Origin of the sequence: Pseudomonas fluorescens, from assembly GCF_000730425.1 — a bacterium.
Classification (GTDB): domain Bacteria; phylum Pseudomonadota; class Gammaproteobacteria; order Pseudomonadales; family Pseudomonadaceae; genus Aquipseudomonas; species Aquipseudomonas fluorescens_X.
On record NZ_CP008896.1, the window covers coordinates 4,646,174 to 4,667,161 of the forward strand.

The 20,988-nt window shown below is 62.7% G+C and carries 14 protein-coding genes; 10 read left to right on the forward strand and 4 right to left on the reverse strand.

Translation table 11 applies throughout. The features are described 5' to 3' along the window. The first annotated feature begins 191 nt into the window (after positions 1-191). Positions 192-2,105 carry an arginine decarboxylase gene (gene speA, locus HZ99_RS20705; RefSeq protein ID WP_038445679.1) on the forward strand — a complete coding sequence of 638 codons (1,914 nt, stop codon included), beginning with the start codon at positions 192-194 and terminating at the stop codon, positions 2,103-2,105. Positions 2,106-2,187: 82 nt separating this feature from the next. Here the strand turns inward: speA and HZ99_RS20710 are convergent, their stop codons facing one another. Beyond that, entirely contained in the window at positions 2,188-3,531 is a 1,344-nt protein-coding gene (locus tag HZ99_RS20710) for an MATE family efflux transporter (protein WP_038445681.1), read from the reverse strand. 282 nt (positions 3,532-3,813) lie between these two features. On the opposite strand from HZ99_RS20710, the gene HZ99_RS20715 reads away from it, so the two are divergent. Then, a complete protein-coding gene (locus HZ99_RS20715) occupies positions 3,814-8,709 on the forward strand; it encodes an alpha-2-macroglobulin family protein (protein WP_038445682.1) in 4,896 nt (1,631 codons plus the stop codon). Positions 8,710-8,859: 150 nt separating this feature from the next. Here HZ99_RS20715 and HZ99_RS20720 read toward each other — a convergent pair whose 3' ends face one another. Continuing rightward, complete coding sequence (locus tag HZ99_RS20720) at positions 8,860-9,153, reverse strand: hypothetical protein (RefSeq protein ID WP_038445684.1); 294 nt, start codon at positions 9,151-9,153, stop codon at positions 8,860-8,862. 234 nt (positions 9,154-9,387) lie between these two features. On the opposite strand from HZ99_RS20720, the gene pbpC reads away from it, so the two are divergent. The 6 genes from pbpC to HZ99_RS20750 all read left to right on the forward strand — a co-directional run bounded on the left by pbpC (position 9,388) and on the right by HZ99_RS20750 (position 16,312). Beyond that, entirely contained in the window at positions 9,388-11,688 is a 2,301-nt protein-coding gene (gene pbpC, locus HZ99_RS20725) for a peptidoglycan glycosyltransferase PbpC (protein ID WP_115284410.1), read from the forward strand. 156 nt (positions 11,689-11,844) lie between these two features. Beyond that, on the forward strand, positions 11,845-12,153 hold the full coding sequence (locus HZ99_RS20730; protein ID WP_038445685.1) for a MazG-like family protein: 309 nt from the start codon (positions 11,845-11,847) through the stop codon (positions 12,151-12,153). Next, entirely contained in the window at positions 12,146-12,895 is a 750-nt protein-coding gene (locus HZ99_RS20735) for a methyltransferase (protein WP_038445686.1), read from the forward strand. Before HZ99_RS20730 ends, HZ99_RS20735 begins: the two co-directional genes overlap by 8 nt. 24 nt (positions 12,896-12,919) lie before the next feature. Further along, positions 12,920-13,534 carry a DUF4136 domain-containing protein gene (locus HZ99_RS20740; protein ID WP_038445688.1) on the forward strand — a complete coding sequence of 205 codons (615 nt, stop codon included), beginning with the start codon at positions 12,920-12,922 and terminating at the stop codon, positions 13,532-13,534. A 45-nt stretch (positions 13,535-13,579) separates the two neighbouring features. Further along, entirely contained in the window at positions 13,580-14,137 is a 558-nt protein-coding gene (locus tag HZ99_RS20745) for a DUF4136 domain-containing protein (RefSeq protein ID WP_038445690.1), read from the forward strand. A gap of 237 nt (positions 14,138-14,374) precedes the next feature. Further along, positions 14,375-16,312, forward strand: coding sequence for a pilus assembly protein TadG-related protein (locus tag HZ99_RS20750; protein WP_038445692.1), 1,938 nt, complete (start codon positions 14,375-14,377; stop codon positions 16,310-16,312). On the opposite strand, the gene HZ99_RS20755 is transcribed toward HZ99_RS20750, so the two are convergent. Both HZ99_RS20755 and HZ99_RS20760 read right to left on the reverse strand, forming a co-directional pair. Continuing rightward, complete coding sequence (locus tag HZ99_RS20755; protein WP_038445694.1) at positions 16,309-19,053, reverse strand: PAS domain-containing sensor histidine kinase; 2,745 nt, start codon at positions 19,051-19,053, stop codon at positions 16,309-16,311. The genes HZ99_RS20750 and HZ99_RS20755 overlap by 4 nt on opposite strands. Then, a complete protein-coding gene (locus HZ99_RS20760; RefSeq protein WP_038445696.1) occupies positions 19,050-19,487 on the reverse strand; it encodes a TadE/TadG family type IV pilus assembly protein in 438 nt (145 codons plus the stop codon). The genes HZ99_RS20755 and HZ99_RS20760 overlap by 4 nt, the downstream gene beginning before the upstream one ends. A gap of 72 nt (positions 19,488-19,559) precedes the next feature. Between HZ99_RS20760 and HZ99_RS20765 the strand changes: the two genes are divergently transcribed. Together HZ99_RS20765 and HZ99_RS20770 are read left to right on the forward strand one after the other, a co-directional pair. Beyond that, positions 19,560-20,033 carry a prepilin peptidase gene (locus HZ99_RS20765; RefSeq protein ID WP_038445697.1) on the forward strand — a complete coding sequence of 158 codons (474 nt, stop codon included), beginning with the start codon at positions 19,560-19,562 and terminating at the stop codon, positions 20,031-20,033. Positions 20,034-20,159: 126 nt separating this feature from the next. Continuing rightward, the gene (locus HZ99_RS20770) at positions 20,160-20,942 is read left to right on the forward strand and encodes a response regulator transcription factor (RefSeq protein ID WP_038445699.1); all 783 of its coding nucleotides are present in this window, start codon (positions 20,160-20,162) and stop codon (positions 20,940-20,942) included. Positions 20,943-20,988: the final 46 nt, after the last annotated feature.

Genomic DNA, 20,988 nt, shown 5'->3' on the forward strand with positions numbered 1-20,988 from the left:
TCTGTGAAACCCGCACCGATGAGCATGCTCGTCGTCTCCATGGTTTCACAGAGCCTGTTCCTGACCGGTGTCTAAACTCTGTCCTGCAAGCGGGGTCTATCCCTCTCACAGGCAAATCGTCATTTTCACTCTTTAGACTGCGCCAGCCTCTGACTTGGGTGGCGCTCTTCGACTTTATATAGGGGACTTCGATGTCCGTACGACGCACACGCAAAGACGATGGCAGCCAATGGACAGTTGCGGACAGCCGCAGTGTTTACGGGATTCGCCATTGGGGGGCCGGGTATTTCGCGATCAATGATGCCGGTCGCGTTGAAGTCCGTCCGAACGGCCCGAACAGCTCGCCCATCGATTTGTACGAGCAAGTGGATGAACTGCGTAAAAGCGGCCTGTCCCTGCCATTGCTGGTGCGCTTCCCGGATATCCTGCAAGACCGCGTGCGCCAGTTGACCGGTGCCTTCGACGCGAACATCGAACGCCTGGAATACCAGAGCAAATACACCGCGCTGTACCCGATCAAGGTCAACCAACAGGAAGCGGTGATCGAGAACATCATCGCCACCCAGGACGTGTCCATCGGCCTGGAAGCCGGTTCCAAGCCCGAGCTTCTGGCGGTGCTGGCCCTGGCGCCGAAGGGCGGCACCATCGTCTGCAACGGTTATAAAGACCGTGAGTTCATCCGCCTGGCGCTGATGGGCCAGAAGCTGGGCCACAACGTGTTCATCGTGATCGAGAAAGAGTCCGAAGTGGGCCTGGTGATCGAAGAAGCGGCCAGCCTCAAGGTCAAGCCACAGGTTGGCCTGCGGGTGCGCCTGTCTTCCCTGGCATCGAGCAAGTGGGCAGACACCGGCGGCGAAAAATCCAAGTTCGGCCTGTCGGCGGCGCAACTGTTGTCGGTGGTCGAGCGCTTCCGCGCTGCGGGCCTGGACCAGGGCATCCGCCTGCTGCACTTTCACATGGGTTCGCAGATCGCCAACCTGGCGGACTACCAGCACGGTTTCAAGGAAGCCATCCGTTACTACGGCGAGTTGCGCAACCTCGGCCTGCCGGTGGACCACATCGACGTCGGCGGCGGCCTGGGCGTGGACTACGACGGTACGCACTCGCGTAACGCCAGCTCCATCAACTACGACATGGACGACTACGCCGGCGTGGTGGTGGGCATGCTCAAGGAGTTCTGCGATGCGCAGAGCCTGCCGCACCCCCACATCTTCTCCGAAAGCGGCCGCTCCCTGACCGCCCACCACGCCATGCTGGTGGTGCAGGTGACCGACGTCGAGAAACACAACGACGATGTGCCGGTGATCGAGAACAAGGAAAGCCTGCCCGAAACCGTGCAATGGCTGGTCGACCTGCTGGGCCCGACCGATATTGAAATGGTCACCGAAACCTACTGGCGCGCCACCCACTACATGAGTGACGTGGCTGCCCAGTACGCCGACGGCAAGCTGACCCTCGCGGAAAAGGCCCTGGCCGAGCAGTGCTACTTCGCGGTATGCCGCCGCCTGCACAACTCGCTCAAGGCCCGCCAGCGCTCGCACCGCCAGGTGCTGGACGAACTCAACGACAAGCTGGCCGACAAGTACATCTGCAACTTCTCGGTGTTCCAGAGCCTGCCGGACACTTGGGCCATCGGCCAGGTCCTGCCGATCCTGCCGCTGCACCGCCTTGACGAAGAGCCGCTGCGCCGCGCGGTATTGCAAGACCTGACCTGCGACTCCGACGGCAAGATCAAGCAATACGTCGACGAGCAAAGCATCGAGACCAGTCTGCCGGTGCACGGCTTGAACGAAGGTGAGGATTACCTGCTGGGGATCTTTCTGGTGGGCGCCTACCAGGAAATCCTCGGGGACATGCACAACCTGTTTGGTGACACCGACTCGGTGAACATCTATCAGCGCGAGGACGGCTCGGTGTACAGCGCCGGGATCGAGACCCACGACACTATCGAAGACATGCTGCGCTACGTGCACTTGTCGCCGGAGGAGTTGATGACTCACTACCGCGACAAGTGCGCCAGCGCGAAGATCACGGCGGCAGAGCGCACCCAGTTCCTGGATGCGTTGCGCCTGGGCCTGACCCGCTCCTCATACCTGTCCTCCTAAGACCGGCAGGCAGCGATTCAAACTGTAGGAGCGCTTGTGTGGGAGCGGGCTTGCCCGCTCCCACACAAACCAGCTCCCACCTTCAGTGTGCGCCCAGCCACAGCCCTTGCCGACTCAGGCGCCAGGCAATCGCCCATAACGTCAGACTGCGCACGGCCATAAACAGCAGGAAGGTTATCCACAGCCCGTGGTTGCCCAGCCCCTGCAGCGCCCAGGCTAGCGGCAGGACAATCAGCACCGTCAGCAACATGCCATTGCGCATCTCCCGCGCGCGGGTCGCGCCGATAAACAAACCGTCCAGCAGATAACTCCACACCGCAATCAACGGCAGCACCGCAAGGTACGGCAGGTAGATATCGGCGGTGGCGCGCACGCTGGGGATATCGGTCTGCATGGCGATAAACAAGTGGCCGGCGAAGGTAAACAACAGCACAAACCCGAGGCTGGCGATCAGTGACCAGCCGCAGGCGACCACCAATGAGCGACGCAGGGCCTGGCGGTCATGGGCACCAATGGCATGGCCGCACAGCGCCTCCACCGCGTGGGCCAAACCATCCAGGGCATGGGCGGTCAGCAATAGCCCGTTCAGCAGCAGGGCATTGGCCGCCACGGTGGCATCGCCCAGCCGTGCGCCTTGCACCGTGATCATGAAAAACACCGATTGCAGCGCCAGGCTGCGGATAAAGATGTCGCGGTTGACCGCCAGCAACGCACGCCAGCTTTGCCAGACCTTGAGCGCCGCCCAGGCGATATGCCCGGGATAGGCACGCAGGGCTTTTTGCGTCAGGGCCAGGCCGAGCAGGGCGCCGGCCCATTCGGCAATCACCGAGGCTCGCGCCGAACCGACCACACCCCAGTCCAGTCCCAGTACAAACCACAGGTTCAGGGCAATGTTCACCAGGTTGGTAGTCAAAAGAATCGCCAGCGGCGCCCGGGCGTTTTGCGTGCCGAGGAACCAGCCCACCAGCGCATAAGTGGCCAGGGCGGCGGGCAGGCCGAACAGGCGGGTGTGGAAGAATTCGCGGGTCAGTTGGTTCAACTCGGCCGAAGGCTGCATCCATTCCAGCGCCAGATGGCTCAGGGGAATGCCCACCGTGCCCAGCACCATCGCCAACCCGAGCGCCAACAGCAGGCCTTGCAACAGGATTTGCCGCAGCGCCGCGCCATCATTGCGTCCAGCGGCCTGGGCGGCGAACCCGGTGGTGCCCATGCGCAGAAAACCCATGGCCCAGGCCAGGAAGGTATATAGGCTGGCTCCCACGGCCACGGCGCCCAGTTGATGGGCATGGGGCAGGTGGCCGATGACCATGCTGTCCACCAAGGCCACCAGCGGCACCGAGATATTCGACAGAATCATCGGCGCGGCCAGGGCCCAGACACGGCGATGGGTGGGGCGGTGGCGCCAGTCGGCAAGTAAGGTGGGCATGCGGGCTCCTTGGGGGAGCGGCATTGTAACTGGCCCTCAACAGCGGCGCAGATCCAAATGTGGGAGCTGGCTTGCCTGCGATCGCGGCGGATCATTCACCGGATGAGTCGCCTGAAACTCCGCCATCGCAGGCAAGCCAGCTCCCACATTTGATTCTGTGTTGCCTTTAGGTTGCACGCAGAACCAGGCCACCCTCTGTCGGTCAATGTGAGCAGCGCCACAGCCACTTCGCTGGCACTGATATATAGTTCACCCCTCAGACACCCCGACAACGAGTACCCCATGCTTAACAAAGGATTGTTCCTGGCCTGCGCGCTGGTTCTGCTGAGCGCCTGCGATTCTTCCGAAAAAACAGCATCCCCGGCCGCGCCTGCCGCAGCGGTGACGGTGCCGGCCAAGCCTGCGGTGGATGTGGCGACGCTCAAGCAGCGTTATGCCGGCCGTGAGTTAAGCGTGGTGGACGTGTCTGAGGTGCAACTCGATGGCGCCAGCACCTTGTCGGTGAGTTTCTCGATCCCGCTGGACCCGGACCAGAAGTTTGCCGACAAGCTGCACCTGGTGGACAGCAAGTCCGGCAAGGTCGACGGTGCCTGGGAGCTTTCCGACAACCTGATGGAGCTGCGCCTGCGCCACCTGGAGCCCCAGCGCAAGCTGGTGCTGACCGTGGACGCCGGCCTGCGCGGGGTCAATGACGCCAAACTCGCCGCCGAGTACGTCAGCCGCCTGGAAACCCGCGACCTGCAAGCCACTGTCGGCTTCGCCAGCCGTGGCACGTTGCTGCCGACCCGCCTGGCTGAAGGCCTGCCGGTGATCGCGCTGAATGTCGACAAGATCGACGTCGAGTTCTTCCGCATCAAACCCGAATCACTGCCGGCCTTTCTCGCCCAATGGGGCCGCAATACCAGCCTGCAAAGCTACGAGTCCCGTGAGCTGCTGCCGATGGCTGACCTGGTGTACGGCGGCCGTTTCGACCTCAACCCTGCACGCAATACCCGCGAAACCCTGCTGTTGCCGATCGCCGGTCTCAAGCAACTGCAACAGCCGGGGGTGTACCTGGCGGTGATGCGTGCGTCGGGCACCTACAACTATTCGCAACCGGCCACGCTGTTCACCCTCAGTGATATCGGCCTGTCGGTGCACCGTTACGCCAACCGCCTGGATGTGTTTACCCAGGCGTTGGAAGGCGGCAAGGCGCTGGACGGTGTCGAGCTGGAAATCCTCGATGCCGAAGGCCGCGTGCTGGGCCAGGGCAAGACTGAGAAGGGCGGCCACGCTGAACTGCCACTACCGAAAAAGGCCCAGGTATTGCTCGCCAAACAGGGCGAGCAGACCAGCCTGTTACGCCTCGACAGCGCAGCGCTGGACCTGGCCGAGTTCGATATCGGCGGCCAGCCCGCGCACCCGTTGCAATTCTTCGTGTTCGGCCCGCGCGACCTCTACCGCCCTGGCGAAACCGTGCTGCTCAACGCATTGCTGCGCGACAAGGACGGTAATGCCGTCAAGCCGCAACCGGTGAGCGTCGAAGTACGCCGCCCGGATGAGCAGGTCAGCCGCAAGTTCGTGTGGGATGCGGATGCTTCCGGCCTCTATCAATACCCACTGCAACTGGCCGGCGAAGCGCCGACCGGGCGCTGGCAACTGGTGTTCGACCTGGGTGACGGCAAGCCGCAGTTGTATGAATTCCTCGTCGAGGACTTCCTGCCCGAGCGCCTGGCCCTGGAACTCAAGGGCAGCGATGCACCGTTGAGCCCGGCTGAGAATGCAGTCATCGAGGTCAACGGTCGTTACCTCTACGGCGCCCCGGCGGCGGGCAACCGCCTGAGCGGGCAAGTGTATGTGCGGCCGTTGCGCGAGGCGGTCAAGTCGCTGCCCGGTTATGAGTTTGGCTCGGTGACTGAAGAAGAACTGAGCCAGGATTTTGAACTCGATGAAAGCGTGCTCGACGCCAAGGGCCAGGAAAAACTGACCCTGGAAAGCAAGTGGAGCGAGGCAAAGTCGCCGTTGCAACTGATCGTCCAGGCCAGCCTGCAAGAGTCGGGCGGGCGCCCGATCACCCGGCGCCTGGTGCAGCCGGTATGGCCGGCCGAGCAACTGCCCGGCCTGCGTGGGCTGTTCGATGGCAAGGAAACCAATGGCGATGGCCCGGCGGAATTCGAAGTGCTGCTGGCCAACCAGGATGGCCAGAAACTTGCCGCCGACAACCTCAAGGTCCGCCTGGTTCGCGAGCGCCGCGACTACTACTGGAACTACTCGGACAACGATGGCTGGAGCTATCACTACAACGAAAAATTCCTCAACCTCGATGAGCAGACCGTCAATATCAAGGCTGGCGACACGGCCAAGGTCAGCTTCCAGGTGGAGTGGGGCCCGTACCGCGTCGAGGTCGAAGACCCGCAGACCGGGCTGATCAGCAGCAAACGTTTCTGGGCCGGCTACCAGGCCCAGGACAACACCGAAGGCGGCGCCGTGCGCCCGGACCAGGTCAAGCTGGCGCTGGACAAACCGGCGTATGGCGATGGCGATACGGCCAACGTTACCGTCACCCCGCCGGCAGCTGGCAAAGGCTACCTGTTGGTGGAGTCCAGCGAAGGCCCGTTGTGGTGGCAGGAGATCGAGGTGCCGGCCGAAGGCAAGAGCTTTGCGGTGAAGCTTGACCCGAAATGGTCGCGCCATGACCTGTATGTGAGTGCGCTGGTAATCCGTCCCGGCGAGCGCAAAGCCAATATCACCCCGAAACGCGCCGTGGGCTTGCTGCATCTGCCGCTGGACCGTACCCAGCGCAAACTGGGCCTGACCCTCACCGCGCCGGAAAAAATGCGCCCCAAGCAGCCGTTGACGGTCAAGGTCGCGGCCAAGAATGCTGATGGCAGCGTGCCCAAACAGGTGCATGTGCTGGTGGCTGCGGTGGACGTGGGCATCCTCAATATCACCGAATACCCGACCCCGGATCCGTACTCCAGCCTGTTTGGCCGCAAGGCTTATGGCGTGGACCAGTTCGATATCTATGGGCAGTTGATCGAAGCCGGCCAGGGTCGCCTGGCCAGCCTGGCCTTTGGGGGTGACGCAGCGCTGGCCAAGGGTGGCAAGCGCCCGGACACCAGCGTCACTATCGTTGCCCTGCAAAGCGCGCCAGTGACGTTGAACGAGCAAGGCGAGGGCGAAGTCAGCGTCAATATCCCCGATTTCAACGGCGAGCTGCGCCTGATGGCCCAGGCCTGGAGCGATGACCGCTACGGCATGGCCGAAGCCAAGACAGTCATTGCCGCGCCGCTGATTGCCGAGCTGTCGGCCCCGCGCTTCCTCGCCGGGGGGGACCAGACGCGCCTGGCGCTGGACCTGTCCAACCTGTCGGGCAAGGCGCAGAAGCTCGACGTGCAATTGACAGCCGAAGGGCAACTGACCCTGCTGGGCGAACCCTCGCAAAGTGTGCAACTGACCCAGGGCCAGCGCACCACCTTGCAGATTCCGGTGCGTGCGCTGGGCGGTTTTGGCCAAGGCAAGATCAAGGTCACGGTCAATGGCCTGGACCTGCCGGGCGAGAACCTGCCGGCGTTTACCCGTGAGTGGACATTGGGCGTGCGCCCGGCTTACCCGGCGCTGCTCAAGCAGTACCGCGCGGTGCTCAAGGATGAGGCCTGGAGCTTGCCGGACAGCGAGCTGGCGTTGTTTGAGCCGGCGGGGCGCGAGGCGCTGTTGAACCTGTCGAGCCGCCCGCCATTGAACCTTGGCGAGCAGATTCGTGCGCTCAAGGCGTACCCGTATGGCTGCCTGGAGCAAACCGCCAGCGGCCTGTATCCGTCGCTGTATGCCGATGCCGCCGTGCTGACGCGCCTGGGGTTGACGGGCGAGCCGGATGCCGAGCGCAAGCGCAAGATTGAACTGGGTATCGAACGCCTGTTGGGCATGCAGCGCTACAACGGCAGCTTCGGCTTGTGGGGCGCCGAGGGTGAGGAAGAGTACTGGCTGACAGCGTATGTCACCGACTTCCTGCTGCGCGCCCGCGACCAGGGTTTTGCCGTACCACCCGAAGCGCTGAAAAAGGCCAGTGAGCGCCTGTTGCGGTATGTACAGGAGCGCAATCTGATTGAAGTCGACTACAGCGACAACGCCGACCACACCCGCTTTGCCGTGCAGGCGTATGCCGGCCTGGTGCTGGCGCGTACCCAACAGGCACCGTTAGGCGCGTTGCGCAGCCTGTTCGAGCGCCGCAGCGATGCGCGTTCCGGCTTGCCCCTGGTGCAGTTGGCGATTGCCTTGCAGAAAATGGGCGACCAGCCGCGTGCCGACCAGGCATTGCTGTCCGGTCTGGCGGTGCGCCGCAAGGCCAATGAATGGCTGGCCGACTATGGCAGCCCGCTGCGTGACCAGGCGATGATCCTGGCCTTGCTGGAAGAAAACGACCTGGCCAAGGGCAAGCGCGAAGAGCGACTTTTTGAACTGTCGGACCAGATGGCGGCCAGCCCATGGCTGTCGACCCAGGAGCGCAACTCGCTGTTCCTTGCCGGCCGTGGCCTGCTGGGCAAGCCGGAAACCAACTGGACTGCGCAGTTGCGCAGCGGCGGCGAAACCCGCGAGCTGAACAACGGCCAGTCCGGCCTGAAGCTGGAAGGTCCGTTGCTGGCCTCGCCGCTGACCTTGCTTAACCAAGGCAGCGAGCCGATTTACCAGCAACTGAGCATCTCCGGTTATCCACAGCAGGCGCCGGCGGCGGGGGGTGAAAACCTGAGCATCCGTCGCGAGTACCTGGGGATGAATGGCCAGCCGCTGAACCTGCAAAACTTGCGCAGCGGCGACCTGGTGCTGGTACACATTGCGGTCGGCGCCAACAAGCAAAGGGTGCCAGACGCGCTGGTGGTAGACCTGTTGCCGGCTGGCCTGGAGCTGGAGAACCAGAATTTGGGGCAAAGCGCCGCCAGTCTTGAAAATGCCAGCAGCCAGGTCAAGGAGTGGCGTGAGTCGATGCAGAACGCGTCGATCAAGCACCAGGAGTATCGTGATGATCGTTATGTGGCCGCGCTGAACCTGGATGGCTACGGCACCACGCACCTGCTGTACCTGGCCCGTGCGGTAACGCCTGGGACCTATCGCGTACCGCCGCCGCAAGTGGAGTCGATGTACCGGCCGAACTGGCAGGCAGTGGGGGAAACCCCGGCGGATATGGTGATCAAGGGGCGTTAAGCGCCCTACCTGTGGGAGCAGGCTCTATCTTTAATGTGGGAGCGGGCTTGCTCGCGAAAGCGGTGTATCAGTCAAGTATTCATCAACTGATCCACCGCTTTCGCGAGCAAGCCCGCTCCCACACAAGCCCTTCCTCCATAGGTTGTGTATTTAATGCACCACCCAACTGAGCAGCCACAACCCAAGCATCAACCAGATAATCCCCATGATGATCGAGGCCCGCATAAATGCCCGGACTGCCGAGTACAGCAGCATCAGGCCAATGACCAGGGTGATGATGCTGATGATCGAGGTATCCATGCCCAAGGTGCGGGACAGGCCATCGATAAAATTGCCGCCGGCATTGGTCAGGGCGCCGAACAGGCCGCTGAGCCCGTCGACGATAAAGCGGATGACCGAACCAAGCGCCTGGCCCAGCCATTCAAAAAAGCTTTCTACCTGCATATGAGTTTCCTGATCAAAGAGTGGGCGTATCTGCCGGACTTGAGCCTTTGGTCGCCAATCCCCTGGGCGAGTTCCCTTGAAGCATAGAGGTTTGCCCGTTTGAATTTGCGATTACTGATCCAAAAGCTGCGCCGCCTTGTAGGCGCCGGCTTGCCGGCGATGGCGCACGACCAGGCGATACCTGACCCGGCCGGTCACACGCGATCGCCGGCAAGCCGGCTCCTACGGGGGATTTTGATCAGCGTAGTCACGGTCATTGCCCTGCTCTGGCTGGCCGACCGTCTCTGGCCCCTGCCGCTGCCCAAGGACGACCTGGCCCGCGTGGTGCTGGCCGAAGACGGTACGCCCTTGTGGCGTTTTGCCGATGCCAACGGTGTGTGGCGTTACCCGGTCGCTACCCAAGAGGTCTCGCCGTACTACCTCGATGCGTTGCTGACCTATGAAGACCGTTGGTTCTACCAGCACCCCGGCGTCAACCCGCTGGCCCTGGTGCGGGCGACCTGGCAGAACCTCAGCGGCGCGCGGGTAGTGTCCGGTGGCAGTACCTTGTCGATGCAAGTGGCGCGCCTGCTCGATCCCCATTCGCGCACCTTGCCAGGCAAGTTGCGCCAGTTGTGGCGCACCGCGCAGTTGGAGTGGCACCTGTCCAAGGACCAGATCCTCAACCTGTACCTGAACCGCGCGCCGTTCGGCGGCACGTTGCAGGGTGTGGCAGCGGCCAGTTGGGCGTATCTGGGCAAGTCGCCGCAACAACTGACCCATGCCGAAGCGGCGCTGCTTGCGGTGCTGCCCCAGGCACCGAGTCGCCTGCGCCCGGATCGCCACCCGCAGCGTGCCCAGGAGGCGCGGGACAAAGTACTGCGGCGCCTGGCCGAGTTCCAGGTCTGGCCGTCGTCGGCGGTCGACGAGGCCCTGGAGGAGCCGCTGCTGCTGGCGCCGCGCCTGGAACCCAGCCTGGCCCCTCTGCTGGCGCGCCGCCTGAACCGTCCCGACAGCCCGCCGCTGATTCGCACCACTGTCGATGCGACCCTGCAACGCCGTCTCGAAGACCTGCTGCTGGGCTGGCGCGCACGGCTGCCGGAGCACACGTCGGCGGCCATCCTCGTGGTAGAGGAAGAGAGCATGGCCGTGCGCGCTTACCTGGGCTCGGTGGATATCAACGATGCGCGGCGCTTTGGCCATGTGGATATGATCAGCGCCCTGCGCTCGCCGGGCTCGACCCTCAAACCTTTCCTGTATGGCATGGCCCTGGACGCGGGGCTGATTCATTCCGAATCGCTGCTGCAGGATGTGCCGCGACGCTATGGCGATTATCGGCCGGGCAACTTCTCCATGGGTTTTACCGGCGCGGTGCCAGCCAGTACGGCGTTGTCCAGCTCACTGAACCTGCCGGCGGTGCAATTGCTGGAGGCCTACGGGCCCAAGCGCTTTGCCGGGGAAATGCGCATCGGCGGCATGCCCCTGGCGTTGCCGGCACTGGCCGAGCCGAACCTGGCATTGATCCTGGGCGGTGCCGGCAGCCGCCTGGAAGACCTGGTCGGCGGTTACAGCGCCTTGGCCCGTGACGGCAAGAGCGCCGCTATCCGTTTGCGGCCCGGTGATGTGCTCAAGGAGCGCCCACTGTTATCGCCGGGTTCGGCGTGGATTGTGCGACGTATCCTCAGTGGCCAGGCGCGGCCAGACCGTGATCCCCGGGCCGAACTGGTGCAGCGCCCGGTGCTGGCCTGGAAGACCGGCACCAGCTACGGCTTTCGCGATGCCTGGGCCATTGGGGTCGGGCCGCGCTACTTGATTGGCGTGTGGATCGGCCGTCCGGATGGCACCCCGGTGCCCGGCCAGTTTGGCCTGGCCTCGGCGGCGCCATTGATGCTGCAAGTGCACGACGTGTTGGCCAACCGCGACAGCCAGCGCGGCATAACGGCGCCCGTTAAACCGGTGCCGATGAACGTCGGCGTCGCGGCGATCTGTTGGCCCCTGGGCCAGCCCATGGGCCGCAGTGACCCCAACTGCCGGCGCCAGCGGTTTGCCTGGACGCTGGACAACACCACGCCGCCGACCTTGCAGGCCCTGGATCAGCCCTTGGGTGTTGGCTTGATGGAAACCGTATGGGTCAATGCCAAGGGCTTGCGCGTGGCCGCCAGTTGCCCGGGCGCGGTATCGCGGGATATCGCCCTGTGGCCCGCGCCGCTGGAGCCTTGGTTGCCGAGGATTGAGCGGCGTGATGCACGCATCCCTGCGCCAGACCCGGATTGCCCGCCACCGGCGCTGGCGGCGTCCTCGCCGTTGTCGGTGGTGGGCGTGCGCGAAGGGGACCAACTGCGCTTGCCAGCAGGCAGTCAACAACAACTGCGTCTGAAACTCTCGGCGTTGGGCGGCAGTGGGCGGCGCTGGTGGTTCCTCAATGGTGCGCCGCTGGGGGACAGTGCCAACCAGGACAGCATCAATGCCAGCCTGGAACAGTTGGGGCGCTATCAACTGAGTGTGCTCGATGAGGCGGGGCAGACGGCCAGGGTTGAGTTCAGCGTGGTGGATTAGATCGCTATCGCCGGCAAGCCAGCTCCCACAGTTTGATTTGTGCACGCCGTCAAATGCAGGCGCTGGCTTGCCAGCGATAGCGCCCTGACAAACGCCACAAATTTAGTTGCCATCCCCACCTTAGAGCCCGAAGCTATACCCCTTCAGGAGCCCCCCATGAATCTCGAACACCTCACCGAACGCATGCATCGCATCCGCGATAACAACGACTGGAAACAGTTCCACAGCCCGAAAAACCTGGCCATGGCCGCCAGTGTCGAGATGGCCGAACTGGTGGAAATCTTCCAGTGGCTGAGCGAAGACCAGTCTCGCCAGTTGCCCGCCGACAAACTTGCCCACGCCGGGCAGGAAGTGGGGGATATCGTGCTCTATCTGCTGTTGCTATGCGGCGAGCTGGGCCTGGACATGAACCAGGTGGTCAGCGCCAAGCTGGCTGACAACGAACGGCGGTTTATCCATGAGTGATCGTCATTTCGACCAGTTGGCCACGCGCTTTGCCGAGAAGATCTACGGCGGTGCCAAGGGCGCGATTCGCCTGGCCGTGCTGCAGGCCGACTTGGCCGAGGCGTTGCCGGATCGCCCCTTGCGTGTGCTGGATATCGGCGCCGGCCTGGGCCATATGTCGTTGTGGCTGGCCGAGCGCGGGCATCACGTCACCTTGGCCGAGCCCGCCGAGCCGATGCTCGAAGGCGCGCGCCAGCGTTTCGCCGAGGCGGGACAGGATGCAACCTTCATCCAGGCGCCATGGCAGGACCTGCTGGGCCAGCTTACCGAGCCCTACGATCTGGTGCTGTGCCACGCCGTGCTGGAATGGCTGGCCGAGCCCCATGGGATCCTGCCGGTGCTGCACCAGTTGACGGCGTCGGGTGGTTGGCTGTCCCTGGCGTTCTATAACCGCGATGCGCTGATTTACCGCAACTTGCTCAAGGGCCACTTTCGCAAGATGCGCAAGAACGACATGGCCGGCGAAAAGCAGAGCCTGACCCCGCAACAACCCCTGGACCCACGGGAACTGGCGGCGCAACTTGATGGCCTGTGGCAGGTCGAAAGCCAGAGCGGGGTGCGGGTTTTCCATGACTATATGCCGGTGGAATTCCAGGCCCGCGCCGACTTACAGGACGTGTTGGAGATGGAGCTCGCTCACCGTCGTCACCCAAGCTTTGCCGGACTTGGGCGTTATTTGCACTGGATCTGCCGTCCGGTTTAAGCGGCCCAGTCTGCGGAGATCGAAATGAAACGCTGTGGTGGATTGATTCTGCTGTGCCTGGGGCTGGGTGCCTGCTCCAGCAACAACCCTTATGTGGCGGCTTCCAAACCCATGCCGCCGGCGCCTGCCCAGGCGGCCAACACCTTTGATGCCAGCGCCTACCCGGCCCCGGTGCGTGACTATGGCGCGTACCGCAACTGGGCCTGGCGCAACGGCCAGTTGCCGGCGGGCTCGGCCTGGGCTGACCCGGCACAGATCGCCGACGCCGTCAGCGGTGCCCTCGACCAGCGCGGCCTGCGCCCGGTGCATGACCAGCGTGCGCCGGACTTGCTGGTCAGCGCCGATGTGCATCTGGAGAAGCGCCTGCGCCAGGTGCAGGACGATTATGGCTATGGTTACGGTGGCTACGGTGGCTACAACCGCTACGGCAACAGTTACGGCATGTACAACTCGGTGCCGATCGTGCGCACCTATGAAGTGCAGGTCGTGGTGGTGCGCGTCAACCTGTTCGATGCCCGCACGGGCCAGCCGGTATGGAGCGCCAGCGCCGAAACGGGCAGCCAGGGCAGCCTGAGTGAACGCGGCGATGCCTTGCGCCAGGCTGTGCAGAAGGCGATGACGGCGTATCCTCCGAGTTAACAGCTATTCTCATCTCAGGATCGGTTTGCCCTTCGGAGAACTACCATGTTGCGTCGTATCGCTTTGCTTGCTTTTGTCGTGCTGCTGGGCGGTTGCCAGACCAGCCAGGTCAACCATGATTTTGATGCCAGTCGCGACTTTGGTGCCTACCGCAGTTGGGCCTGGAAAGACCCGGCGTTGCAGTACCGCCCCGACGATCCGCGGATCAAGAGCGACCTTACCGAACAGCGCATCCGCCAAGCGGTGGCCGACCAGCTCGACCAGCGCGGCTTGCGCCCGGCAGCCAGTGGGGCCAAGGCTGACGTGAACGTGCAGGCCTACCTGATCGTCGAAGACCGCCAGCAGCAAGTCACCACCAACTACGGCGGCGCCTGGGGCGGCCCGTGGAATGGCTATTGGGGGGCGCCGATGTACAACGAAACCCGCAACATCACCTACAAGGTCGCCACCATCCAGATCGACCTGCTCGACGGTAAGGACGGCAAGCTGGTGTGGCGCGGCAGCGACGAGCAGATGATGAGCAGCTCGCCCAACCCACAGGACCGCAGCGCGGCGATCCGGGCGACAGTGACCAAGGTGCTATCCAACTACCCGCCACGGTAAGGGGTATTCGGCCCCTGTAGACGCTGGCTTGCCGGCGAGGCGGGCGCTACGGTGTAACAGGTACACCGAGGCGATTCCATCGCCGGCAAGCCAGCTTCTACAGGGTTTTGTGTGCCCTTGAGCGTTCCGTCAGTCGCCAAAGTGGCGACTTGCCAGCGTACCTTCCAAGCCTTGTCTACACTGCAGTTCACTACAGGAGAGTAAGCGCTCGGCAGTTCGCCGGCAAAGGAGTGCTCGATGTCTCCCCGACTTCGTTCTGGCCAACGTGGCGCAATCGGTCTGGTGTTTGCCGGTACCCTGGCATTGGCTCTGGTGTTTCTGTTGCTGGTGGTCGATAGCGGTCGCCTGTATCTGGAAAAACGCAAACTGCAGGCCGTCGCCGACACCGCGGCCCTGGAGGCCGCCAATCGCGGCGGGCAGTGTTCCGGCAGCACCACCGCCGTCGATTACGCCAAGCAGAATGCCACTCGCAATGGCTTCACCGTGGTCGCCAACGACCCCAGCCGCGCGCTGGCGGTGACATGCGGGACGTTATTGACCAATGCCCTCAACACCCGCGTCTTCACCGCCGACGCCACCAAGAATGATGCGATTCGCGTTGTGGCCAGCCGCACGGTCTCCACGGGTATCGCCAATGGGGTGTGGAAGCTGTTCAGTGGCACGTACAACGCCAATACGACATTGACCGCGACAGCGGTGGCGGCATTGGCGCCGCCGGTGGCGCAGCTGACGATTCGCAGTTCGTTGCTGACGATTAGTTCGGCTCAGTCAGACATTTTGAACAAAACCATCGGTGGCCTGCTCGGTGGTAGCCTTTCCCTGACTGCCGTGGGTTGGCAGGGCCTGGTCAACACCAATGTGAACCTGCTCAGTTACCTGGACCAGTTGGCCATTCAAGCGAATGTGGCAGCGGGTGACTATACGACGCTGCTCAACACCGCCGTGTCGGCGACTCAATTGATCGACGCAGCGGTCAAGGTTTTGCAAGCCAACGGCTCGGCGGTAGCTGCGACGATCACCAATGTGCTGGCCATTGAGGCTATTGCTCCGAATACAAAAGTGCTCAAGCTAGGTGACCTTTTAAATGTCGCGACAGGTACGCCAACGGCCGCTTTGAACACGGATGTGCAGTTGTTCCAGCTGCTACAGGGCGTAGTCCAGCTTTCCAATGGCAACAGCCTGGTGAAGGCCGATTTTCAGTTGAGCGTGCCACTGATCGCTACCTTCTCAGTCAAAACCAAAGTCATGGAGCCGCCACAGCTTTCCGCCATCGGCAACCCGGCCCTGGCCAAGGCCGGGTTGCTCGCGGGGACCAATCAGATTTCCGTGCGGACTGCGCAAGTGCGTACGTTGATATCGGTGGATGCGCCGATATTGAGGACGGTTTCTTCTGTGCTATCGGGGCTGTCAGCCTTGACCGACCCAGTGACCAAGGTGGTGAAGGGGCTTTTGAATCTGGATCTGGCGGCTATTGTGAATGCGCTTTTATGTGCCTTGAGTTGTGAGTACACGAGCGTTGATATTGCCAGCAAGCTGGATATCTACATCGAGGCTGCCAGTGGCGAAAGTCATGTCACCGATTTCACCTGTGCAACGCCCGCCACCAAGACACTGACCGCGCAAGCCACCAGTTCATTGGCTACCCTGGCAGTCGGCAACATTGACCCGGCCAAGGCGTTTTCCTCATCGGTAGCGGTTGATGTCCAGCCGATACGCCTGATTGATATCGGGACCCAGCATTGCACGTTGCTGGTGGGCTGCGACCCACGCAAGGCCAACGTCGGCGGCGGATTTTTGCTGATGGCTCAGTCGGCCGTGGGGCAGAGAACGGAAAGCCTGTTTTATTCACCGGTGGCAGAAATGAACCTGCCGCCGACCTATAAAAGTATTTCCAGTATCAACATCATCAACAGCCTGGGTACCACGTTGAACGGGCTTCAGGTGACCTATGCACCGCCTCCTGCCCCGGCTGTTCCGAATGGCGCCCTGGCGGGTGTCGCGACACTCCTGGCAACGATCACCACGACCCTTGTCGGGCTCGTTCAAGGGCTCTTGTCGCCGCTGCTGGACCCCATCGTCAATACCCTACTGAGTGCCTTGGGCATAAGCCTGGGCAATGCTGAAGTCGGCGCCAACCTCACGTGCCATATGGGCCGCGCCTACCTAGTCATCTAACCCCCACCCACCAGCGGCAACTCCACACAAAACCGCGCCCCGTGCTCACTGTTGGCGACGCTCAGGCGCCCGCCCATGTTTTCTACGATGCCGTAGCTCACTGACAATCCAAGCCCGGTGCCAACCCCTATGGGCTTGGTGGTGAAGAACGGCTCGAAAATCCGCTCCAGCAACCGTGCATCAATCCCGCCGCCGTTGTCTTCGACCCAGATCCGTACATGGCGGCTGTCGTGTTCGCTGTACAGCGCGATCCAGGGTTGGAAGCCGGGTTTTTTTTCGTGCCGTGCCATCAGTGCATCGCGGGCGTTGACCACCAGGTTGATCAGCACCTGTTCCAGTTGGTCGACGTGGCCGTTGACCTGCACGGGCATGTCCAGGGGCGTGATGCGCAGGTCCACGCCTTTGCCGCGCAGGCCTTCGCCCAGCAGCGACTGGGTGCCTTCCACCGCCTGGGCCGGGTCGAAGGGCTGTTGCTCGACCTCCGAGCGGCGGCCGAATACGCGCATATGGTCCACCACCCTGGCGGCGCGTTGGACCTGGGCGTCGATGCGTTGGAGTTTTTCCGTCAAGTAATCGATTTGCACCTCGCCGTTGCCCAGGCGCTTGAGCACATTGACGATGGCCATGCGCATGACGTTCAGCGGCTGGTTGATTTCATGGGCCAGGCCCGTGGCCATTTCGCCGAGGGTGGCCATTTTTGCGCTTTGGGTCAGTTGCTGCTGGGAGCGGCGTACTTCGGTGTTGTCGCGGCCCACGGCCTGGATTTCCTGCAACTGGCCGTGCGCGTCGAATACCCCACGGTCGGACCAGACCCACCACGCATGCTCGCGCCCCGGCAGTTGCAGGCTGATTTCGGCGGTGCTGACGGGAAACTCCGGGCTCAGCTGGCCGATGCGTTTTACAAAGGCGTTGCGTTGCTCGCTCGACAGCCATTCACCCAGGTTGATGCCCGGTAACTGCGCGGGTGTGCATTCCAGATAGTTGGCCAGTGGCGTGTTGCCGAAGGTCAGGGTCAGATCCGGGCGGTAGCGGCAGATCATCGCCGGCGAGTCTTCGACGAGGATGCGGTAGCGTTCTTCGCTGTCCTTGATCTGTTGCGCCGCCAGGGTCGCGTCGGTGACATCCAGCCACAGGCCGACGGCTTCCACCGGCAAACCGAGGTCGTCGCGCAGTAGCTTGGCTTCGTCCAGTAGCCAGTGGTAATTGCCCTGGCGATCGCGCACACGGTAGCGGCTGCGCACGCTGCCTTCGCGCAACAATTGCCGGGTGCGTTCAAAGTACAGGTCACGGTCTTCGGGGTGTACCCATTCCACGGAGGTGTCGTGGGTGCATTCGGCCAGGGTCCAGCCCAGCAGCGGCAACAGGCTGTCGCTGAAGAACGCCGGGTGCAGCGCGCCGTTGACGTAGCGCTGGACGTAGATCACCGCCGGGGAGCTGGCGATCAGGTTGTCCAGGCGCGCATGGGCGGCGGCGGCCTGTAGTTGCTGGTTCTTGATATCGCTGATGTCGAGCATGAAGCCGATCCAGCGCCGCTGCTCGCCGGCGCCCAGCACCTGGCCCTGCACGCGGTACCAGATGGGGTTGTGCTTGGCGTCGGTGCGTTGCAGGCGCACGCTGGTCAGCAAGGGTTTGCCCAGGGCCTGCAGGTCTTGCAGGCGGCTGTTGAGTTCCTGGCGGTCGGCGGGGTGGATCAGCTCCAGCCAATTGGCCAGGACTTGTCTGGTCGGTGCATCTTCCGAGCTCAGGCTGTGCATCAGTTGCGGCGCCAGCAGGATCTCTTCACCGCTGGACAGAAATTCCCACCAACCGGTGCCGAGCAGGCCTTGCAAGGCTTCCACCCGTTCCAGTTGCTGGTGGTGACGCTGCTCGCGCAGGCGGCTGAGCAAGGGGGCGGCGAGGGCGGCAGCGAGGTTCAACCAGTCACGCTCGCTGACATCGGGGTGGCCACTGTAGAACCCGCACAGCAACCAGGCGGCGACCCCCTGGCTATCACGATAGGGCACCAGCAGGCCCTCGGCATTGCCAAACACGCTGTACAGGCGCGGGTGCTCGCTGCGGCCCAGGAGGTGTTTGAGGCTCAGCGGGGTGTTGCCGTTGAGGCTGTCCAGGCAGGTGCCCAGGCGTTGGCCCGGTTGCCACAGCTGCGGCGCGTCATGGGCGCTGTAGCCGCTGTAGACCAGCCAGTCCTGATCCTGCAGGTCGAGCAGGACCATGGCCACGCAAGGGATGCGCCAGCGCTGGGCCAGGCTGCGCAGGTGCTCGTTGAACACCTGCGGCAGGCGCGTGAGGCTGCATACCCGCAGTTGCTCGCTCATCTGGCTGGCGAGTTGATGGTTCTGTTCGCGCTGCTGGGCCAATTGCCGGCCGGTCAGCAAGTCACTGATATCCAGCAGGTGCAAGGTCCAGCCATCGCCGTCCGGCTCGATCCAGCCCCGGGTATGCAGCACCGTGTCGCCAAGACCTTGGAAGTCCAGGTCCAGGTTGTGCCGCTGCCAGTCGGCGGGGGTGCCTTCGATGCTCAGTGCGCCAGGCAGGCACAGCAGGTCGCGCAAGAGTAGGTGGGGCTGGGCGCCGAGGTGATGGGCCAATTGCTGGTGCAGCGCACGGCTGATCTGCAGCACATGGCCTTGCGGGTCCAGGTGCACGTGCAAGCCGGGAGCGGGTGGGCTGGCAGGCGTCTCCAGGGCCTGGGCGTTGCTGCGGCCGAGCAGCCTGCCGAAGATTTTGTCACCGGAGGTCAAAATTGCAGGCTCGACTGGGCGTGCAACGTAGCCGGCAACCGGGGCACTGTGCCAATGCCCGGCAGCACAATAAACGGCAGGACGTTCTTCAGGTTGGCCGAGGGGTAATTGATCTCGACGGTGAGTACCCCAGCGGTGTAGGTCGGGTTGATATGGGTCGCCTGGAACTGGAAGGTCGCAGGAATCCACTGCAATTGGCTTTGCACGGTCTGGGTCGCCCGCTGTATGAGCGCCGTGTTGTAGTTGGGGGTGCTGGGGTCCAATGCCACGCTGCGGCGCACGGCTTCGGCGGTGGCCTGGTTGAACGACTGCAACAGCAGCAGTGGCAGGCTGTAGCTGACCATGGCATAGAACACGGCAAAAAAAATCACAAACACCGCCGCAAATTCGATGGCGACGGCGCCTTTTTGCTTTCTAGGGAGGCTGGTTTTCATCACTGCGACTACCCTGACGGCTACTACCTGATATCAGCATAGAATCAATCAGCAAAAAGGGACGGTTTTTACGTGATCCAAGGCCTCGTGGTAGTTGTCTGGTTGGTGGTGTGTGCGGTGCAGGATGTTCGCCAGCGGCAGATTGCCAATCGTTTGACCCTGGGCGTTGTGCTGCTGGCGCTGCTTTACCTGATAGGGAGCGGCTCGACATGGCTGGGCGCTTCCAGGGCTGACGGTATCTGGGCGTTCTTCCTCGCGCTGCTGTTGACGCTGCCTGGCTACGCCCTCGGGCGGCTGGGGGCCGGTGATGTGAAGTTGCTCGCGGGGCTGGCGCTGGCGTCGAATTCGACCTACCTGTTGTGGTCGTTGATCGGTGCCGGTGTGGCCAATGTGGCCTGGCTGGTGTATGGGCCACGGCTGTTACCTCTTGCCAGTCAAGGCGTTAGGGCGCGCCTGGGCTACCTGGTGGTGGACTCGTCAAAAAAACTGCCCTTTGCGCCGTTTCTCTTGGTGGGTTTCACCCTGGCCTGGCTGTGCCTCCATTAGTCGCAGGTGCTCTCTATCGCTATGTACATAGTCGGAAAGTACGTCTACGTTTATTCATACAAGTAAGTAGGAAAGTTCTTCGGGACGGATAGGTCAATTTTTGGCTTGCCAGGCATGGAGTAGCGCGTGAACAAGCTTACGTCTGCAGTAAAAGTGCTCGTGGTTGACGATCAGCCGCTGATCGTGGAAGAGCTTTGTGAATTTCTCGAAAGCAGCGGTTATCGCTGTGTCCCGTGTGGCTCCAGCCAGCAGGCTGTGCAACGTTTCAGTGAAGACCCGCAGATCGGCCTGGTGCTGTGTGACCTGCATATGCCGGACATGGACGGCATCGAGCTGGTGCAGGCCCTGCAGAAAATCGCCGGCAAGCAGCGGGCATTTGAAGCCATCATGTTGACCGGCCGGGCGGACAAGCAAGACGTGATCAAGGCCTTGCGTGTGGGAATCTCCGATTACTACCAAAAGCCCATTAACCTCAATGAATTGCTCGAAGGCTTGCAGCGCCAGGAAGCTGCGTTGCAAGAGCGCCACAAGAACCTGCATCTGGGGAATTTGAACCAGAAGCTGCAGTACCTTTCCGAGTCCATCGATGACTTGTACCAGGATCTGGACAAGGTCCGTCGTGGCCCGGCGCCGCAAGCCGATGGCGAGGGGGCAAGTGAGGAGGCCGAGCGCCTGGAAGTCCCGGCGATCTTCAATCAGCTGTCACCGCGGCAACTGGATGTCGCACGGTTGGTGGGCAAGGGCCAGACCAACTACCAGATTGCCTGTGAGCTGGGTATCACCGAGAACACGGTCAAACTGTACGTGTCCCAGGTGTTGCGCTTGACCCATATGCACAACCGCACCCAACTGGCGTTGGCGCTGTCGCCGAGCAACTCGGCATTGCGCCAGCGGGTGACGGCGCACTGAGATCGCATATCCCCTGCAGGAGCGGGCTTGCCCGCTCCTGCATTTT